The 17134-nt window shown below is 42.1% G+C and carries 19 protein-coding genes and 1 tRNA gene; 13 read left to right on the top strand and 7 right to left on the bottom strand.

Annotated elements, in window-relative coordinates:
• From FWE37_05320 to FWE37_05310, 3 genes are all read left to right on the top strand, one after another.
• The coding region (locus FWE37_05320) for an ABC transporter ATP-binding protein (GenBank protein MCL2520403.1) at positions 1-843 on the top strand (843 nt) is incomplete at its 5' end.
• An 11-nt stretch (positions 844-854) separates the two neighbouring features.
• Positions 855-1886, top strand: coding sequence for an ATP-binding cassette domain-containing protein (locus FWE37_05315; GenBank protein ID MCL2520402.1), 1032 nt, complete (start codon positions 855-857; stop codon positions 1884-1886).
• A gap of 185 nt (positions 1887-2071) precedes the next feature.
• Positions 2072-2152: transfer RNA gene (locus tag FWE37_05310), tRNA-Leu, on the top strand.
• A 214-nt stretch (positions 2153-2366) separates the two neighbouring features.
• Here the strand turns inward: FWE37_05310 and FWE37_05305 are convergent.
• The 6 genes from FWE37_05305 to FWE37_05280 form a co-directional block, all read right to left on the bottom strand.
• Positions 2367-2615, bottom strand: coding sequence for a hypothetical protein (locus FWE37_05305; GenBank protein ID MCL2520401.1), 249 nt, complete (start codon positions 2613-2615; stop codon positions 2367-2369).
• A 5-nt stretch (positions 2616-2620) separates the two neighbouring features.
• Positions 2621-2809 (bottom strand): hypothetical protein, encoded by a 189-nt coding sequence (locus FWE37_05300; GenBank protein ID MCL2520400.1) that lies wholly within the window; start codon positions 2807-2809, stop codon positions 2621-2623.
• 237 nt (positions 2810-3046) lie between these two features.
• Positions 3047-3490 (bottom strand): hypothetical protein, encoded by a 444-nt coding sequence (locus tag FWE37_05295; GenBank protein ID MCL2520399.1) that lies wholly within the window; start codon positions 3488-3490, stop codon positions 3047-3049.
• The gene (locus FWE37_05290) at positions 3487-4047 is read right to left on the bottom strand and encodes a hypothetical protein (GenBank protein ID MCL2520398.1); all 561 of its coding nucleotides are present in this window, start codon (positions 4045-4047) and stop codon (positions 3487-3489) included. The genes FWE37_05295 and FWE37_05290 overlap by 4 nt, the downstream gene beginning before the upstream one ends.
• Position 4048: 1 nt before the next feature.
• Positions 4049-5278 (bottom strand): FprA family A-type flavoprotein, encoded by a 1230-nt coding sequence (locus FWE37_05285; GenBank protein MCL2520397.1) that lies wholly within the window; start codon positions 5276-5278, stop codon positions 4049-4051.
• 15 nt (positions 5279-5293) lie between these two features.
• Entirely contained in the window at positions 5294-5809 is a 516-nt protein-coding gene (locus FWE37_05280) for a hypothetical protein (GenBank protein ID MCL2520396.1), read from the bottom strand.
• Between the two features lie 238 nt (positions 5810-6047).
• On the opposite strand from FWE37_05280, the gene FWE37_05275 reads away from it, so the two are divergent.
• A complete protein-coding gene (locus FWE37_05275) occupies positions 6048-7127 on the top strand; it encodes a glycosyltransferase (protein ID MCL2520395.1) in 1080 nt (359 codons plus the stop codon).
• Positions 7128-7154: 27 nt separating this feature from the next.
• Here FWE37_05275 and FWE37_05270 read toward each other — a convergent pair whose 3' ends face one another.
• Entirely contained in the window at positions 7155-8363 is a 1209-nt protein-coding gene (locus FWE37_05270; GenBank protein MCL2520394.1) for an OmpA family protein, read from the bottom strand.
• 239 nt (positions 8364-8602) lie between these two features.
• On the opposite strand from FWE37_05270, the gene FWE37_05265 reads away from it, so the two are divergent.
• The 9 genes from FWE37_05265 to FWE37_05225 all read left to right on the top strand — a co-directional run.
• Complete coding sequence (locus FWE37_05265; protein ID MCL2520393.1) at positions 8603-10801, top strand: methyl-accepting chemotaxis protein; 2199 nt, start codon at positions 8603-8605, stop codon at positions 10799-10801.
• Positions 10802-10891: 90 nt separating this feature from the next.
• The gene (locus tag FWE37_05260) at positions 10892-12583 is read left to right on the top strand and encodes a hypothetical protein (GenBank protein MCL2520392.1); all 1692 of its coding nucleotides are present in this window, start codon (positions 10892-10894) and stop codon (positions 12581-12583) included.
• A 267-nt stretch (positions 12584-12850) separates the two neighbouring features.
• Entirely contained in the window at positions 12851-13597 is a 747-nt protein-coding gene (locus tag FWE37_05255) for a DUF2213 domain-containing protein (protein ID MCL2520391.1), read from the top strand.
• Between the two features lie 87 nt (positions 13598-13684).
• Positions 13685-14623 (top strand): DUF2184 domain-containing protein, encoded by a 939-nt coding sequence (locus tag FWE37_05250; GenBank protein MCL2520390.1) that lies wholly within the window; start codon positions 13685-13687, stop codon positions 14621-14623.
• Between the two features lie 2 nt (positions 14624-14625).
• Positions 14626-14781, top strand: a complete 156-nt coding sequence (locus FWE37_05245) for a hypothetical protein (GenBank protein ID MCL2520389.1) — start codon at positions 14626-14628, stop codon at positions 14779-14781.
• Positions 14768-15145 carry a DUF4054 domain-containing protein gene (locus FWE37_05240; protein MCL2520388.1) on the top strand — a complete coding sequence of 126 codons (378 nt, stop codon included), beginning with the start codon at positions 14768-14770 and terminating at the stop codon, positions 15143-15145. The genes FWE37_05245 and FWE37_05240 overlap by 14 nt, the downstream gene beginning before the upstream one ends.
• Before the next feature lie 3 nt (positions 15146-15148).
• A complete protein-coding gene (locus tag FWE37_05235) occupies positions 15149-15466 on the top strand; it encodes a hypothetical protein (GenBank protein MCL2520387.1) in 318 nt (105 codons plus the stop codon).
• A gap of 35 nt (positions 15467-15501) precedes the next feature.
• The gene (locus FWE37_05230; protein ID MCL2520386.1) at positions 15502-15987 is read left to right on the top strand and encodes a hypothetical protein; all 486 of its coding nucleotides are present in this window, start codon (positions 15502-15504) and stop codon (positions 15985-15987) included.
• Between the two features lie 28 nt (positions 15988-16015).
• The coding region (locus FWE37_05225) for a DUF3383 domain-containing protein (GenBank protein ID MCL2520385.1) at positions 16016-17134 on the top strand (1119 nt) is incomplete at its 3' end.

Genomic DNA, 17134 nt, shown 5'->3' with positions numbered 1-17134 from the left:
TCGGGCAGCGGTAAATCGGTTACTAATTTATCGGTAATGAATTTAATCCAAAGCCCGCCCGGTAAAATTGTCGGCGGTGAGGTTATTTTTAACAATGAAAATATTTTAAAAATGCCTGTAAAGCAGCTGCGTAATATTAGAGGCAGTAAAATTGCCATGATTTTTCAGGACCCCATGACCAGCTTAAACCCTTTTTTACGGGTAAGCACCCAGCTTATCGAAACTATTATGCTGCACCAAAAGGTAACCAGAGCCGAAGCTCATAAACGAGCCATAGACATGCTTACCTTAGTAGGAATCCCGGCCGCCGAAGAACGTATCCATAACTATCCCCATCAATTTTCGGGTGGTATGTGCCAGCGCGTGATGATAGCGATGGGTATGAGCTGTAACCCCGAAATTTTAATTGCCGATGAGCCAACCAGCGCCCTCGATGTTACCATTCAGGCCCAAATCCTCGATTTAATGAATAACCTTACCAAAAAGTTTGGCACCGCCGTTATCTTAATTACCCACAGCTTAGGGGTAGTGGCCGGTATGTGCGATACTTTATGCGTTATGTATGCCGGTAAGATAGTTGAACGCGGCAAAACAGAAGCTATTTTTAAAAACCCTAAACACCCTTACACTATAGGCTTAATTGACAGCGTACCCCGCCACGATAAACCCGATGTAGAGCAGCTTTTTTCGATACCGGGCCAGCCGCCTAACGTAATTAATTTGCCCGATTGTTGTCCTTTTTTCCCGCGTTGCAGCAAAATGCAAGAACGTTGTAAAACTGCCTACCCGCCTTACAAAGATTTTGGTGATGGACACGGCGCGGCCTGCTGGGCAAATACCTAAGAGAGGAAACTATGAACGAAAAAATATTAGATGTTAAAAATTTAAAAATGTACTTTCCGCGCCGAACCCGGCTTAGCTTTAACTCTAAGCGGCATAAGGACGGTAAATTTGTCCATTTAGAAAAAAGTTATGTTTATGCCGTAGATGATGTTTCCTTTTATTTAAATAAAGGCGAAGCGCTTGGTTTAGTAGGCGAATCGGGCTGCGGTAAATCTACCGTTATTCGGGCTATTTCGCAGCTTTATACGCCCACCGAAGGGGAGGTTTTGTTAGATGATAAAAATTTAATAGGCATGAAAGGGCGCGAATTACTCGCTACCAGACGCAATATGCAAATTGTTTTTCAAAACCCTTACGGTTCGCTTAACCCGCGTATGACTACCGCCGAGATTATCGCCGAACCTATGCGTATTTATAAAAAGGCCGGCCTTTATGATAAAACCGATGCCGAAATTGATGTGCGTATTGGTAACTTAATGGAGATGGTTGGCCTACTAAAGCACTACAAAAACCGCTACCCGCATGAGTTTTCGGGCGGCCAGCGCCAGCGTATTGGTATTGCCCGTGCTATTGCCCTTAATCCGCAAATCGTTTTAGCCGACGAACCGGTTAGCGCCCTCGACGTTTCTATTCAGGCGCAAATTTTAAATTTATTTAAAGATATTCAAAAAGAGCTGGGTATATCGTATCTTTTTGTAGCGCACGATTTATCGGTAGTCAAATTTATCAGTAACCGTATTGCAGTTATGTATTTGGGTAAAATTGTGGAAACCGCCGACCGTAACGAGCTTTACAGCAACCCGCAGCACCCTTATACGCAAGCTTTGCTCTCCTCTGTGCCTATCCCCGACCCGGAAGTAGAGGCCAAAAGAAAGCGTATCATTTTAACCGGTGATGTGCCTTCGCCAACCATTCAGCGGCCCGGCTGCGCCTTTTACGACCGCTGTAGCCATGCGATGTCCAAATGTAAAGAGGAACTACCTATTTTACAAGCTGTTAATAATAATGGGAAACATAAGGTAGCTTGCTGGCTTTATCAATAGTTTTAAATAAGTAACAAGGAATAGAGAACAAGAAATAATTAATTATTTCCTCTGTTCCTTGTTGCCTGTAAAATTCTGTAGTTTTTATTCTTGTTAGCTAGCTTATGTACAAGCCAAGTCGATGGTAAAAAGGCTGCAACAACCCTTGACAAAACAAAAATTTTGTGCTAAGTTAATTTTACTTTGCCGGAGTGGTGAAATGGTAGACACAGTAGACTCAAAATCTTCCGCCGTTAGGTATATGGGTTCAAGTCCCATCTCCGGTAGTATTTAAGTTTTTTATTTATAAGTATTTACTAGATTTGAAAATTGATTGTGAGCGTTAATGTGAGCAATTGAAATAAAGGCCATACTTGGCCACGCCAACAGCGGCGACCAAACCGAATGCCACACCCACTTTACGCCCGAACAACTAAACGATGTGCTGGCTTTGCAGGAGAAAATTTTAAGCGATGTTTCAACCTAAACTTCTTTAGTCTCTTACATAGGGTTTTCCAGTTTTATATCACCCTTTAAATAGCGGTGAACTAAACTAGCAATAAGCGTTTGGTAAGGTATACCTACATCGCTTGCCCTTTTTTTAGCGGCTAAAATATCGGCTATATCTAACCTAATGGTAATAGGTTTTTTAATACTCTTCCATTCTCCATTTTCAAGCTCTTTCATATATTGTGCCTCTTCTTCATCTAACGGGGCATAATGACTAGCTGGTAAATCTGTATTGTTCATAGATTTTACTCCTTTATATATATTTTTTTGTACTTTCTTGAAGGGGAGATGGTTTTTAAAAAGTAACGGCCATTACCTTCAATTATCGCAGGAGCGGCGTATACATGACTATCTTTAGAGAAAATAAAGAAAACTTGGTTGTTATAATTTTCATTAACAATCACATCTAATAAACTTTTGGAATTAATGGCCATTATAGCCTCTTCAAAGCTAATATTACGAGTGTCTTTAAGTAAGTTATTTTTTTTCTTTACTAAAGTTAAAGGTGTACTCCATATTTACAGTATGGTATATAAATCATTTTTTATCAATATAGATTTATTAATTTATTTGCTTTATTTTACCTTAAAGTAAGCTAAGCACCTAGCTTTTTAATGCTTATTAACGGTTTAAGCCTACTCTTCATCTTCATTATCCTTAATGATAAAATATCATCTTCTTCTAAAAAAACTTCGCTTATTGCGCCGTTTTAAGTAACCCGGATAAATTTTTAACTGGTTTTGTTTTATTTTTTTTTGCCTTTTTTGATAAGAAGTAAACTTAACAACACTAAAAACAACGGTAAAGATAATTAATAACCAAATAAGACCACCTAAACTATCACGCAGGTAAAAGTAGTGGCTGCGAGGGGTATCTAGGTTATGGCTGGCGACAAAAGTGGTTAAGTCGTAGCCCAATAAAGGGATAATTTGCTCATCTTCGGTAATTAAAACAAAATGGCCTTCGGTTCTGTCAATAAAAAAAGGTAAAAAGCTGGGGCCACTGTAAGGGTAAACAAAAGCTAATTGGTAATTGTCTAGCTGATAAACCATTACCAGCCGTTGGTTAGCATAAAGATTAAAACTTAAAAAAAGAAAAAGCCACTTTAATTTCATGGGTTAATTATATTTGCTAAAACCTCTTTGGCCCGTTTAAGCTCGGCCAAGTAATTTTGCTCAAAAGTTGCCAGCTGCTCGTTTAATACTTTTTGCGCTTCGGGGATTTTATCTGCACTAAGTTTTACCTTCATACCTGTTTTACGTTCTATCTCTTGCTCTTTTTGCTCGATAAGCGGCCTAAAGTGCGCCTCTATCTGCACGGTAAGTTGATGGCGGTTAGCTAAATAATCGGCTAAAAAACTTTCCAGCTGGGTTAAAAGCGGCTCTGTTTGCGTATTTAAATTAATAAAAGCTGCTTTTAAAGCGATAAAGGCCGCTAAATCTTCCTGCTTATTGGGTAAAATTAAATTAGCCATTAAAGTTTTAAGCACGCCTTTTAATAATAACGCCTGCTCGGGGCCGGCTAAAGCTTCTTTTAAATTAAAATCGCCCTTAGCTAAGGCTTTGGCCGCCAGCTTACGCCCCTCTGTTTCGTAGCGCTCTTCTTTAAGGACCGCGCCGTCTAATTGTATGTCATTACTGCGTTCTAATGCTAGCTCCAGCCTGCTTTTCATTTTAATTTCCTTTTATTTGCTTAATTAACTGGCGGACGGCTTCACTAATTTGGGCTTTAACTTCGGCGGTAGGTTGGCCCGGCCACTCAATACTGGGAGCTATCTGCCAGCCGGCGCTTTCTGTAGCCGCCCTAAAATCACGCTCGGCGCCACCAACCCAGCCGTACCCGCCAAGCCTCAGTACCTGTTTATTTTTAATGTGCTTAATTTTTAAATCATTAATAAAGTGAGCAATAGGCGGGAACATTTTGTATTCGTAAGTAGGCATAGCCAAAATAAGCCCTTTACTGTAGTAAACATGAGCTAACGGCAAGCTGCTGCTACCCGGCAAACGATGTTCGTAAAGTTTTAAGTCGCTTTCGGCTACAGTTTGCCGGATTATATCTATGGCCATTGCGGTATTACCGTACATACTGCCCCACACCAAAGTAACGGCTTCTTCGCCGCCGTTTTCGGCATAATCGGCTAAATTTTGATACAAATTAATGATAGGGCTAACATCGCCCCGCCAAAGTAAGCCATGACTAGGGGCTATCACTTTAAGAGGCAGGCCATTTAAAGAGCTAAGAGCTTTTTTAACAAAGCTGCTAAAACTAGCTACAATATTGGCGTAGTATCTTATAGTTTCAGCTTGATAAAGTTGCAGCTCTTCTATAGTATTTTGATCGGCAAAGGCTTTAGCGGCCTCTACCTTACCAAAGCTGCCAAAGGCATCGCAGCTAAACAAAATGCCGCTGTTGCTTTCAAAGGTTACCATTGTTTCGGGCCAATGCACATTAGGGGCTTCGTAAAAGACAAGTTTACGGCCGCCTAAATCTAATTCATCACCGGTCTTTACGGCGACAATTTGGTTTGGCTCGATACCATAAAAATTTTTGAGCAAAGACACCGCTTTGGCGGTACAATAAATTTTAAGCTGCGGGTTTTTAGCAGCAAAACGTCCTAAGTAACCGGTGTGGTCGGGCTCTAGGTGGTTAAGGATTAAATAATCTATTTTATTAGCCACTATACCTATACCTGCTAAAAGGTTTTCGTATTGCTGCGGAAAATCGTCAAAATTTTCAATATTATCAATTAAAGCAATTTTATCGGCCTTAATAGCGTAAGCGTTAATCGATACCCCGTTTGGTATTTCCCACAGTCCTTCAAATAATGTGGGCTGTCCATTATGCTGGGGCGGTAGGTTGGCTATTAAGCCGTAAATATTTTTTTCTATCTCAATTTTTTGCATATTACATCTCTTTTATTAATTTAGTCTTAGTAATGGGGCATTGTTGCCGGTTTGCGGTACCGGAAAAGTTTCTAGCCGCATAATTAATATTTCGTTCACATCACCGCTGGCTAGCACCGAATTTACCTCATCGGCAATCGTTTGCCGCAGCTGTTCGGTACGGCTTGGCATAAAAGCTTCGCTGCTTAAGGTACTTAAACGCGCCCGCACCCGGTCTTCAATCATAAACCTGCCGCGCTGTAGCTCGGCCCCCAGTCCATGGTTAGAAAAATCGTAGCCAATCACAAATTCTATCAAGAAAAAAACCCGGCTATCGCCTGAGGAAATACCGCGTATCATATCTATATCGTTAAAATGAATATGGCTGCGGCTAATCTCCGGTAAAGCCCTTAAACGGGCTAAATCTTGTTCGGTTACAGTAGCGCTATTAAATAGCTCGCGCTCCAAAGTTAGCCGCTCTGCCGTGTGGTTAACGTTGTTGTTATCGCTACAGGCTAATAAAATAAAGACAAAAATGGGCAAGATTTTCATATACTTATTATATCGTTATTTTAAGGCTTTTACTAGAGGGCGGTAACTATCTATTTCCCGGTACTAAATATTTATCTGGATTGCTCTGACTATAAAAAAGACAAAAATATTAAACACCCATCTTTAAAGTTTGGCCTGTGGCTGTAACTTTGCTGTAGATATTTGATAGTTATAAATAGGTAATTACCGATAAAGAGGTAAACTTGCCAAAATAAGCTGTAAATGTTACACTGTAATTATGGTTAAAATATCACTGATTGTGCCGTTTTATAATGTGGCCCCTTATTTTGCCGAATGCCTAGAGAGTATTGTTAATCAATCTTTAAAAGAGATAGAGATTATTTTAATAGATGATTGCGGCAGCGATGGCAGCTTAGCTATTGCTCAAAGTTATGTTGCTAAAGACGAGCGTATTAAAATAGTTAAGCAGCCGCAAGGCGGCGGGGCGGGCCTTGCGCGTAACAAAGGTATAAGCGAAGCCTGCGGTAACTACATTTGGTTTGTAGATAGTGATGATTACATAACTAGCCCTACAGCTTGCGAAGAGCTGTATAACATAGCCGAAGAGCAAACTTGCGAAGTGGTACGGTTTAATGGTTTTATCTTTAACGATAGTAGGCCGCAAAACCGGGCGAATTTTCGTCCTTGCCGCAAAGCAGGGCTTTATAATACCAAAGATTATTTACAAACAAATAGCTATACCGTTAGCCCGTGGCTGTTTTTATTTAAGGCCAGCTTTTTAAAAAATAATCACTTAAACTTTGCCGCCACCGTGCAGGAAGATATAATTATTGCTTTGTGGTTATTGCTTACCGTTAAAATATATGTGTATAGTAATTATTTTTATGCTTACCGTGTGCGTGCCGGTAGTGTAACAACTTTAGCGGTAAGCCGGCAGCTTTATGAGCAAGCGCCAATTTTATGCGCTGGCCTTAAGCATTTTGCTACTACACAACTAAGTACCAATTTTTTACCGTATCTTATTTTTGGGTATTTGCATGTGTTGTTTTTATCCTCTAAATTTAGGCAAGCTTTTAAACAAAGTCCCGTGCAAGCTAACGTGGTTAGCCACTGGCTGCCCTACCTTACCGAGATAGCCGCTAACTTTGATAATAAGGTAATAAAACTGCTTAAAAATAATGTGGGACTAACCTTTTTAAGCATAAGCTGTTTAAAACTGCTTTTAAAAGCCGTTAAAAAACAAGCTAAACCCGGCAAATTAGTTATTTATATAAAACTATTATACTTGACTGTGTTTATAGATAAATTAAGACCGGCTTTAATAATAGCAAAACTTAAAGTGAAAAATAAAAAATAAAAATGGTATTTTTTTACTTCTTACTTCTTAATTTTCTAAAATAGTTATTTCTACCCGGCGGTTACGCGCTTGCCCTTGCGGGGTGGCGTTGCTCACCAGCGGTTCGCTGCTGCCGCGCCCTTGCGTTATGATGTTATCGGCCGAGCGGTAACCGTTAGCAATTAACCAGTTGGCTACGGCTAAGGCGCGTTCCTCGCTTAAAACTTGTTCAAATTGCGGGTTGCCGGCAGCAGCGGCGTGGCCGGTAATGGCTATATCACGGTTGTGGTGGGCTTGCAATAACTGGCCAATTTGGTGCAGCTTAACCTCTTCGCCGGCTAAAAATTCGGCGCTGTTTACCACAAATTGTATGCTATCCATAATTAACCTAATACCATCGGCGCTTTCTTCTACCTCTATATTAAAGTTAAGGCGGCGCGTTTGTTCTTCTAATTCGGCCAGTAGCTCGGCTCGGTTCATGGGGATAGCTTCAATGAGGTGGGCTTCGGCAAAACCAACTTCGGTAAGAATTATCCCATTGCTAAAGGTAAAGCGGCGGATAAATTCTTCTTCGTAAAAAGCCGGCTGGCCTAGTTCTTCGTCCCAAAAGATAAATTGGTTATGCTCGGCCTCGATGCGCTGGGCAATGGCCTCGTTCGGCCTAATAACCCGGCCAAAGGGACGCGGCAGGTTTTCGCTGTAACTATATTGCACATTAATTTTTTGGTAAATACGGCCGTCTATCTCTACCGGGCCCATATAGTGATGATTAACAATGATGGGTACAATAAAAGGAGCGGTAAGACCAAGCAGCTGGCTAATATCAAGGGCCGTTTCGCCGCGTGCCGCCCAGCGGAAGCCGGGATTAACCGGGCCTTCGGGGAAAAAAGGCACATTACGCACCATCGGCATATGAAAGGTAGGGGCTACGGTGTAGCCGCCGCGTACATTGCGCCAAAAATCAACTTCGTAGTCGGTAGTCCATAAGGTGGCGGCATTGCTGCCCAGCAGGCGCTGGCTGGTAGCCGTTGTGCCAACTAAACGGCCGCTGCCATGTTCATCAACTTCGGCTACGCGGTAGGTAAGGCGGTTAATAAATTCTACATGCTGCGGCGGGGCGTTATCGTTAGAAAAAATACTCGTTTGTACGGTAGATAAAAACCTAAACTGGTCGCCTTCGTTGTGCCTAAAACGAAAATCGAAGGCCAGTAAGGGAGTGGTGAGTAAAAGTAAAATAAGGCTTAATTTTTTTAACATACTACCTTATATTATCGCATATTATGGCCAAATAAGATAGAGCAAATAAAACAAAAGTATAGGTACCGCCCCAAATCCCCTTCGCCGGCGAAGAGGATTTATGTTGTTTTTCTTAATTTAATTTAACAAAAGAGAATATCGCTAAATTATCTTAGTAGCTCTATACTTATCCTACAATTTATGATACAATCAAGTATCATATAACAATTATATTGTTATAACATAAATGGGTGAAATAAATGAATTTAAAATTGTCTTTACGCTCCAAAAGTTTATATGCTATTTGTGGTTCAATCGTTTTAGCGTTTACCATAGGTATTTTTGTTATTAATTTTTCGGTAGGCCGGCGCACGCAGGAAAGCGCTTTAGCCATCGCAGAGGGCGAAGCCAGTTTAATTGCCAGCTTTTTAGAAAACCATTTTAACAGCTTAAGTTTATACCTAGATACCATTGTTTTTGCCATAGAGGCCAATATTACCACCATTGCCCCGCAATATCGCCGCGATTTTGCTACTAATATTATAGAATCTACTTTCGAGATGATTAGCGATAACTCGGATTATCTCGATTATTTTATGTTTGTGATGGAGCCCAACGCCTTAGACGGCCTTGATGCCGAACATATTGGGCTGTTAGGCAGCGATGCCACCGGCCGTTATACGTTGTTTTTAGATATAGAAGGCAACATTATAGATATGCGTAACGAAGTATTTAACGATAATATGTACGCTTATGCCGATAGCCGGCGCTTAAGCTGGAACAGTATAACCAACTTATTTACTTTTAGGGGCGAACAAGTGGTGGCCGTTTCGGTGCCGGTTTTTAACGATGACGATGAATTTATTGGCAGTGCGATGGTTTTTAGCAAGGTAGCTTCGCTGCAAAATTTGGCTATGAGCAGGGAACTGGAGATAAACGGTATAAGCCAAAACATTTACACCGGCCTAATAACCGGCGACAGAACCTTAATTATTGGCCGGCAAGGGGCAGCGATAGAGCCGCTTAGTAATGCTGTAGGAACGGAGCTAACCAGAGAAATAGCCCATTATGTAGCTTTAGACGAAGTAAGAAGCCATAGGTATACCGATACACGTACCGGTCAAACGGCCGTTATGGTGGTCGTACCTATCGATTTAAATTATATCTACGACTATTGGGCCGCTATGGTTACTATCCCCGTAGCTGTTTTAAATATTCCCACTCGCGAAATTAATATTATTTTAGCGGCTATTCTTATTTTTATTACTTTTATTATTAATTTGGTGGTTGTTTTAACTATCAATAACATTACTAAATCTATCTCTGCTATTAAAGATGGTTTAAATAAACTTAGTAACGGCGATTTAAGTTTTACTATAAGCGCTAAGCTACAGGCTAAAACCGATGAGCTAGGCGATATTGCTAAAAGCGCCGGCCATCTTAAAGATAATTTAGGTACGGTAATAAATAACATACAAAAAAATATGGAAACTGTTAGCAGCGGCAGCGATAAAATTAATGCTACCTCTGGCCGTATAGCCGCCGACAGCAGCGAGCAGGCCGCCACCGTAGACGAGGTAAGCGCTAGTATGGAAGAAATGGGCGCTACCATTGCCAAAACGGCCAGTAATGCTAAATTTGTTGATGAAATATCGCGCGGGATTGTCGAAAATTCGCTGCAAAGCAGCGATGCCGTTAAGGAAACGGTAACGGCCATGAATAGCATTGCCGAGAGAATTAGAGTAATTGAAGACATTGCCAGCCAAACCAATTTGCTGGCCCTTAATGCCGCCATCGAGGCGGCTCGTGCCGGTGATGCCGGACGCGGCTTTGCGGTGGTTGCCGGCGAAGTGCGTAAGCTGGCCGAGCGCAGCGCCCTTAGCGCCAAAGAGATAGATGAGCTTTCCATCAGCAGTGTACAAATAGCTCAAAAAGCCGGCCAGCTGGTGAGTAACATTACGCCGGAAATTCAGCAAGTGGCCGAAATTATTAAAGATTTATCTAAAGCCAACCAGCAGCAAGAAATTGGTATAGACCAAATAGGCAAGGCCGTTTTACAGCTTAACGAAATAACCCATAACGGCGCCCTTAGCGCCGAAGAGTTGGCCAGCAGTAGCGATTTACTTAACCAGCAAGTAAATATGGTTAAAAATGAGTTGGCCTTTTTTAAAATAACTGCCGGTGCGGCCGGCCAAAGCCAAACCATTAAAGCGTTACCGGTAACTACATCGGCTTCGGCCTCGCTCAAAGTGCAACCGGCGGTAAAGGTTAGCCCTGTGCCGGCGCCTGCCGCTAAAGCTAAACCGGCTGCCGCTAAACCCAAGCTTAATATTGATAAATCGGTCGCCGCCAACCCTAAACCCGTAGCGGCAGCTAAACCAAGTGCACAGGTTAATAAGCCAACTCCTGCTCCATCAGCGGCTGTTACTATTGATGATGACGAGTTTATTAGCTTTTAGGCCATAAACGAGGCGGTAATTAATAAATAAGTAGCAAGGCTGCTAACAAAAAAATAAAGAAAGTTAAAACTGTAGCAGATAATATAAGTAATGGCACTTTTTAAAAAGAAGATAGACGAGCCGGTTGCTGTAACAGTTAGCGAAGGCCAGCAGTTAGCGGATTTATGGACGGGTACTCTTGACTATAAAATTGAAGCCGAACAGCTTAATAAACTTAATTTTATTACCGAAGGTTATTACCTTTATTTTTATGAGGCGGCTAACTTGGTGGCTGCTTGTAATTTACCTTTAGATTTAAGCCAGTTAAAAGCGGCCGGCGAAGGATTGTTGGCTGTTTTTGCCGAGCAAGGGCGTAAGCTGTACTTTATTGTGCGCTCTGCCGCCGAGCTGGCCGATACCTTAGCTTTATTTAATTACGTAGCCGGTTTTAGTTATTACCGCTTAACCATTAACAAAAGTAATGGCTTACTGTGTTTAGCGGACGGTTTATTAACCGGTGATAAAGCCGTTAAAGTTGGTGTTAAGCAAACCCTAACTTTTTTACCTAACTTGCTTTTTTGGCCTAATCGTTTAAAAACGAATTTAGATAACTTTACTTTAAGTTTAGAAGATTGGCGGTTTGCCGCCCAAAACGAAATTAAACGCGATGATAGCCTCATTATTAAAGTAACCCTTAAAGAGGGCACGCTTAGCTGTTATTATCACCTGCTTTTGGTAGCCGGCGAGCATAAAGAGCGTTATAAAACCAATTACTTAGAGGCCGTTTTTGCCCAGCAGCGGGCTTTTTACCGTTTGTTTAGGCCGGCCATTACCATTAGTTTTACTTTAGTAACGGCTATGCCGGCGGCGCAGGGCTTATGCGGGCGCGGCCATTTTTACCAGCACTTTAGTCATAAAATACCGGCGCTGCTGAGTATACAAGCCGAGCAATTTAAAACTTTACTAGGGTTAACTTTAGTTAAAAACGAGCAAGCTTTGCTTAATTATGGCAGCAAAGAGCCGCTGGCTATGCTTATGCATTTAAACCATCAGCTGCAAGCCGGTTTTTATCCTTATGCGGCGCGCTTTTATTTGTACGCCAATTTGCAAAGTTTAAACGAAAACTTTAACCCTTTTACCGGCGGTAAGGCTTTAACTTTAATCGAGCTGCTGGCTTTATTTAACGAGCAAGATTATAAATTGATAGTGCAAAATTTTATTGTGCCTAAACTAGGCAACAAATTAGGTAAGCTGCTTAACTATAAAAAAGTTATCCGTAATGCCGAAGGCGGCCAAAAAATAGTTACGGCCACTGTGAGCGATGCCGACAGCGGCCGGCTTATCACCAATTTGCCGCCGGCCCTACAAGAGGCAGCCGGCAAAGAGCTGGCCGAGAACGAAGAGCAGTGGCACAGCCATAACTTTGAGGCTTTAAAACAATTAGCCGAGATGGTAGAAAAAAGGCAGCTGGAGGTGAGCGTTACCGCTCATACTTTAATTGAAAGCGAAATAATTTACCACCTGCACGAAAAAGAACGTAAAGCCTATAATACTATGTGGGATAACGATTTTGTACCGCGCTGGAAGCTGGCCGAGCAAAAAGATAAAATTAGGATAATTGATAAATTGGATAACCGCCAGTGGGCCGAGATACTGGCCGTTAAGCCGGCCAACTTTGAGGTGCTTAGTAAATACATTAGCAGCGGCCGCCGTAAATTTTTAAGAGAAGAAATAGATTATATTTTGCAGCGCGGCCTTAACTATGTAGAGGCTAACGGAGCCTTAAAAGCCGTTTTACATTAAACCAATCTCATCTAATAACTTTTATTAAAGCCCTTTCTTTAACGAAAGGGCTTTTTTATTTAACCTATTCGTGCTTTTTGTGTTTTTTGCAGTTGTAATTCTTTTTTTAGTTTTTGAGAAAGTTCAATCTTAAAAAAAATTTTCAAAATTTTTGTTAAAGCCAAATTTTGCCAAGCCGTTATCTTACCCTACAAGGCTCTGGGCTAATTGCAAAGGGGTAAAAGCCGGTCCAATTAGCCAGAGCAAAGTTTAAAGGGAGGAAAAATTATGGATTGGCCTAAAAGTTACAAAGCCAAATTTATCGAGGCCGGCCTTGTTAATTACGAAGATAACGGCGGCGGTGTGTGGCTGCTGCGCAAAGAAGTGCTGGATAAAATGCTGGCCAGTTTTGTGGGTAAGCCTTTATTACTTAACCACAGCAGCGAGGTAACGGCCGCTAATTACAGCCAACATGCCTGCGGTTATGTAAGCCGTGCTTGGTACAACGAGACCGATGGCTGGTACTGGGTAGATTTTTTGGTAACCAGTCATCAGGCCGAGCAAGCTATTGCGCAAAATTTTTCGGTTTCTTGCGCTTACGAAGTTACCAAATATAACGAGGGCGGGCTTTATCACCAATGTCCTTATCACTATGAGGTAGCGGAGGGGCAATTTATTCACTTGGCCTTAGTAGAGGCCCCACGTTACGAAGAAGCCATTATTTTAAAAAATACTTTAACAGAAGGGGGAGCTATGAATTTTAAACGCAAAAAGGAGGAAACAGTTATGAATAACGAGGCAGAGTTACAGCAAAAAATTTGTCAAAGTTACTTTGGTTTAGCCCAAAGGCTGCAACTTAAACCCGAAGAACTTACCGGCAATTACGAAGAGTTATTACTTAAATTTAATGCCGCCGTTAAGCACCAACAAGCCGAAAGCCAGTTTATTAAACACGCTGCCGTCGGCGATGAAGGTAAGCCCTGCTACCTAACACGCAGCGACCGCAAAGAGCTGGGCTTAAAACGCTATGGGTAAGTGAAAAGTAAAAGTTGAAAAGTGAAAAATTTTGTCTCTTACCTTTCAGTTTACACTTTTCAATTTTCAGTTAAAAAGGAGGAATGAGTGAGTTTAATTAAATTTAACGATGATGGCAGCGAACTTAGCGCCTTAAGTTATGTAAGGCGCAAGGTGCTGGAGCAAAGGTTTTACGAAATACCTTTTGCTCGGTTTGTTCCGGTAATTATTAGCGAAAATAGTTTGCCGGACGAGCTGGTGGTGGTAAAAAATGTAGGGCCGGCCAATAACTTTGAAGAAGCCGTTACGTCGGCCGGCGCTAATAACCTATACGAAGCCCAGTTGGCTACCGGTAAAGAAGTAGCAAAGGTTTTTTTATGGGCCGCTAAAAGCCGGTACACCTTGTTTGAGATGGAGCGAATGCTTAAGCATCATAGCTACGATATTGTCGAGGCACGTTATAAAGCCCGTAAAAAAATGTGGGATTTAGGGCTGCAAAAAGTAGCTTTTACCGGTCTTACTAATCACGAAGGGGCCGGCGGCTTAGTTAATAATAAAAAAGTAGCGGCCAAAGCTAAAGCCCTGCAACAAGGCCTAGCCCAAATGAGCTTAAGTGAGCTTAGTCACTTTTGTTACGAAGCCTTAACCGGCTACCGTGAACAAACCGAAGACGGCACTTGGCCCAATACTTTTTTACTGCCGATGAGCGATTGGGTGGCTCTAGCTATGCCTAGCGAAACCAATAAGGTGCCTAATAAGCTGGAGTTAATGAAAAAAGCCTTTAGCCATATTACGCGTAACAGCCAATTTATCATCGAGCCGTTGCCGTATCTTGATGATATTAAAACGGCGGCCGGTAAAATAAACAGGTATGTGCTTTATGCTAACCACGAAGATGTGCTACAGCTTAATATTACGCACGATTTTACCACGACAACGCCTACCAGCCTTAATAATTTTGAGTACGAAGATGTCGCCTACGGCGCTTTTACAGGGGTAATTATAAGCAGGCCCCAAGAACTGCTTTATTTTGATAAGGAGATATAAACATGCAATTAAAAAACAACGGTAAATCACTTTTCTTACGTATTAACGATGAAATTGAAGAATTTAAAGAAGGTGAGGTAAGAATCTTTCCAGACGGGCAAGCAGAGGCTTTGCTAGAGGCCTTTAGTAGCTTGGAGCTGCTAAATGAAGAAGCTTAGCCACAAATTTATTAACAATTATGGCGCTGAGCTGGGTATTACTTTAAACGATAAAGTTTTGCTTAAGCAAAGTTATAACGAGGCCAAAGCTGTTTTTAACAGCAGTGTGTGGGAGGAAGCTAACTTAAAAGAAGAAGCTTTTTTATTGCTAATGGCTCACTGTGCAACGCTTATAAAAGAAAAAGAGCGGGTAAACATAGTTAAAAGCCAAACGGTAGGCGAGCTTAGCGTTAGTTACCAGCCGGCGCTTCAGCAGGGCGGTGGGGCGCTATCGCAGCTGCTGGCTGCTACCATTTATGGCCAGCGTTATACGGCTATGTTAAGCAGCCGGGCCGCTAAATTTTTAATGCAACAAGGAGAATAATCAATGAAGCTACCGCTAGCTTGGCAGCAGTGCTTTAGTTATACCAGTGTTACTAAGGGGCTCGATGATAACTTTAGCAGCTACGAAGTAGTTAAATACGGCAAAGTAAAGGCCATTGCCTTACCTTTAAATAATAAAGAGTTAGCCTTAGTAGAGGCCGCAGGGGTAAGTGATAAAAGCTGGAAGAAACTTTACGTGGCTGCTCCCAGCCCTTTAAAACTGGGTGATAGGGTAAAAATAAACGATAGGCGCTATAGCGTTATCGGCAGTAAAGATTACGCCGGCGAAGGTTATGTCATTTTTACTTTGTTAGCCGTTTAGTTAGGGTAGCTTTTAGTTTAAAAGGAGGGAAAAAGATGGAAGAAGTAAGCGATGCAGCCTTATTACTGGCTAAATTAATTAAGCAAGGGTTAAACTGCGCTGCTGGTGAAGTAAGGTTAGCTTATAGCGATTACCCCGAGCACAAAGGCGAGCGGCCAACTTTTATTGTAGAGGCCGTTAGCCAAAAGCACTTACATAGCGGGCGACGGTTTTGCCATCAAAGTAATCAATATTTAGCCGAAGAATACACCACTTATCAGCTAACGGTATTGGTAAGCGCGAGCGCCGCCGAGCAAGTTAAAACTGCCGCCGTTAAGTTGTGCGATTTACTTTATGCCCAATATAGCCGCGATTTTTTGGCTAAACACAAGGCTTCGCTTAACTATGGTAATCTTATTTTTGCAGATGAAGCCGGACTTAAAGCTAAGCGGGTTAGCCTTAGTTTAGTAATCCGCCGGCAGGTAGCAGATAAGGTAGCCGTTTGGCACGGGGCAGATAGCCCGTTGGTTACTCAGGAATAACCAATAATAAATAATTTTAAGGAGAACTATGTTAAATTTAGACAATATTATTAATGTAGCGGTAAGTAGTAAGCCCACAGGGCTTAGCAGCTTTAATTTAAATAGCTTGCTTTTGCTTACAGATGAAAAAATGATTGGGGCGGACAGCGGCCACATTATTGTAAGAAATGCCGGCGAAGCTAAAGAATATTTTAACGGCAACAGCAGCACGCTTAGGTTAATTAACACCATTTTTGCTCAGCGGCAAAGCCTGCGTTCAGCCGGCGGTTACTTAGTGGTAGCCTCTTTTAAAGAGGGCGAAAGCCCTTTGGCGGCGGTGCAAAGGCTAGAAAAAGAGGTATATACCGTAGGTATTTTAACTATGCGCGAGCTTAGCGGCCGCCAGCTGGAAGATTTAGCCGTGTACATTGAGGGCGGCGACCATCTGTTATTTGTGCCTTGCTATAAAGAGATTAGCCTCGATATTGATATGAGCAATCCCAGCGAGGTAATTTATGGCGAGGCTATGTTGCTGCGCGCCAAAGGTTTTAAACGCAGCCGTGCCTTATTTTATAGCGGCAGCTTTAACAACGCCCTTACTTTTGCGGCGGCTTATGCCGGCCTAGCGTTGTCTACCAACTTTAGCGTTAGCCGCAGCACCGCTACAATGCACCTTAAAGAGCTGGTAGCTTTAACGGCCGACAACTTGGTAACCGGCCGCCTTTTTGCCCAAATACAGGCGGCCGGCTGCGATTGTTATGTAAATATTGCCGGCTTAAGTGTGGTTTATGCCAGCGGCGAAAATGGTTACTTTGATAGTATTTATAATATAACTTGGTTTAAACTAAATTTATCTGTTAATTATTTTAATGCTTTAAAACAAACCAACCATAAAATTGCCCAAACCGAAGAAGGGTTAGAAAGGTTAAAGCTGGCGGTATTACAAAGTTGCTTGCAGGCGGTAAACAACGGTTTTGTGGCCGCCGGCAGCTGGGTCAGCAGCGATTATTTTGGTGATAAAGAGATTTTTTTAAGTAACATCGAGCAAATGGGTTTTTATATTTACACCGAACCACTTGCCGAGCAAGCCGATGACGAGCGGGCGGCGCGTAAAGCCCCGCCGGTAATGGTAGCCATTAAAGAGGGCGGGGCTTTCCATAAAGGCAGC

The sequence above is a fragment of the Spirochaetaceae bacterium genome, from assembly GCA_009784515.1.
Lineage (GTDB): Bacteria > Spirochaetota > Spirochaetia > WRBN01 > WRBN01 > WRBN01.
Note: the sequence above shows the minus strand (reverse complement) of the source record. Positions and strands in the feature narration are given on the sequence as shown.

Bases quoted from the DNA above. Each gene is read 5' to 3' on its own strand.
- FWE37_05315 (MCL2520402.1), top strand. From the start codon at position 855: ATGAACGAAAAAATATTAGATGTTAAAAATTTAAAAATGTACTTTCCG.
- FWE37_05305 (MCL2520401.1), bottom strand. From the start codon at position 2,615: ATGAACAATACAGATTTACCAGCTAGTCATTATGCCCCGTTAGATGAA.
- FWE37_05300 (MCL2520400.1), bottom strand. From the start codon at position 2,809: ATGGCCATTAATTCCAAAAGTTTATTAGATGTGATTGTTAATGAAAAT.
- FWE37_05295 (MCL2520399.1), bottom strand. From the start codon at position 3,490: ATGAAATTAAAGTGGCTTTTTCTTTTTTTAAGTTTTAATCTTTATGCT.
- FWE37_05290 (MCL2520398.1), bottom strand. From the start codon at position 4,047: ATGAAAAGCAGGCTGGAGCTAGCATTAGAACGCAGTAATGACATACAA.
- FWE37_05285 (MCL2520397.1), bottom strand. From the start codon at position 5,278: ATGCAAAAAATTGAGATAGAAAAAAATATTTACGGCTTAATAGCCAAC.
- FWE37_05280 (MCL2520396.1), bottom strand. From the start codon at position 5,809: ATGAAAATCTTGCCCATTTTTGTCTTTATTTTATTAGCCTGTAGCGAT.
- FWE37_05275 (MCL2520395.1), top strand. From the start codon at position 6,048: ATGGTTAAAATATCACTGATTGTGCCGTTTTATAATGTGGCCCCTTAT.
- FWE37_05270 (MCL2520394.1), bottom strand. From the start codon at position 8,363: ATGTTAAAAAAATTAAGCCTTATTTTACTTTTACTCACCACTCCCTTA.
- FWE37_05265 (MCL2520393.1), top strand. From the start codon at position 8,603: ATGAATTTAAAATTGTCTTTACGCTCCAAAAGTTTATATGCTATTTGT.
- FWE37_05260 (MCL2520392.1), top strand. From the start codon at position 10,892: ATGGCACTTTTTAAAAAGAAGATAGACGAGCCGGTTGCTGTAACAGTT.
- FWE37_05255 (MCL2520391.1), top strand. From the start codon at position 12,851: ATGGATTGGCCTAAAAGTTACAAAGCCAAATTTATCGAGGCCGGCCTT.
- FWE37_05245 (MCL2520389.1), top strand. From the start codon at position 14,626: ATGCAATTAAAAAACAACGGTAAATCACTTTTCTTACGTATTAACGAT.
- FWE37_05240 (MCL2520388.1), top strand. From the start codon at position 14,768: ATGAAGAAGCTTAGCCACAAATTTATTAACAATTATGGCGCTGAGCTG.
- FWE37_05235 (MCL2520387.1), top strand. From the start codon at position 15,149: ATGAAGCTACCGCTAGCTTGGCAGCAGTGCTTTAGTTATACCAGTGTT.
- FWE37_05230 (MCL2520386.1), top strand. From the start codon at position 15,502: ATGGAAGAAGTAAGCGATGCAGCCTTATTACTGGCTAAATTAATTAAG.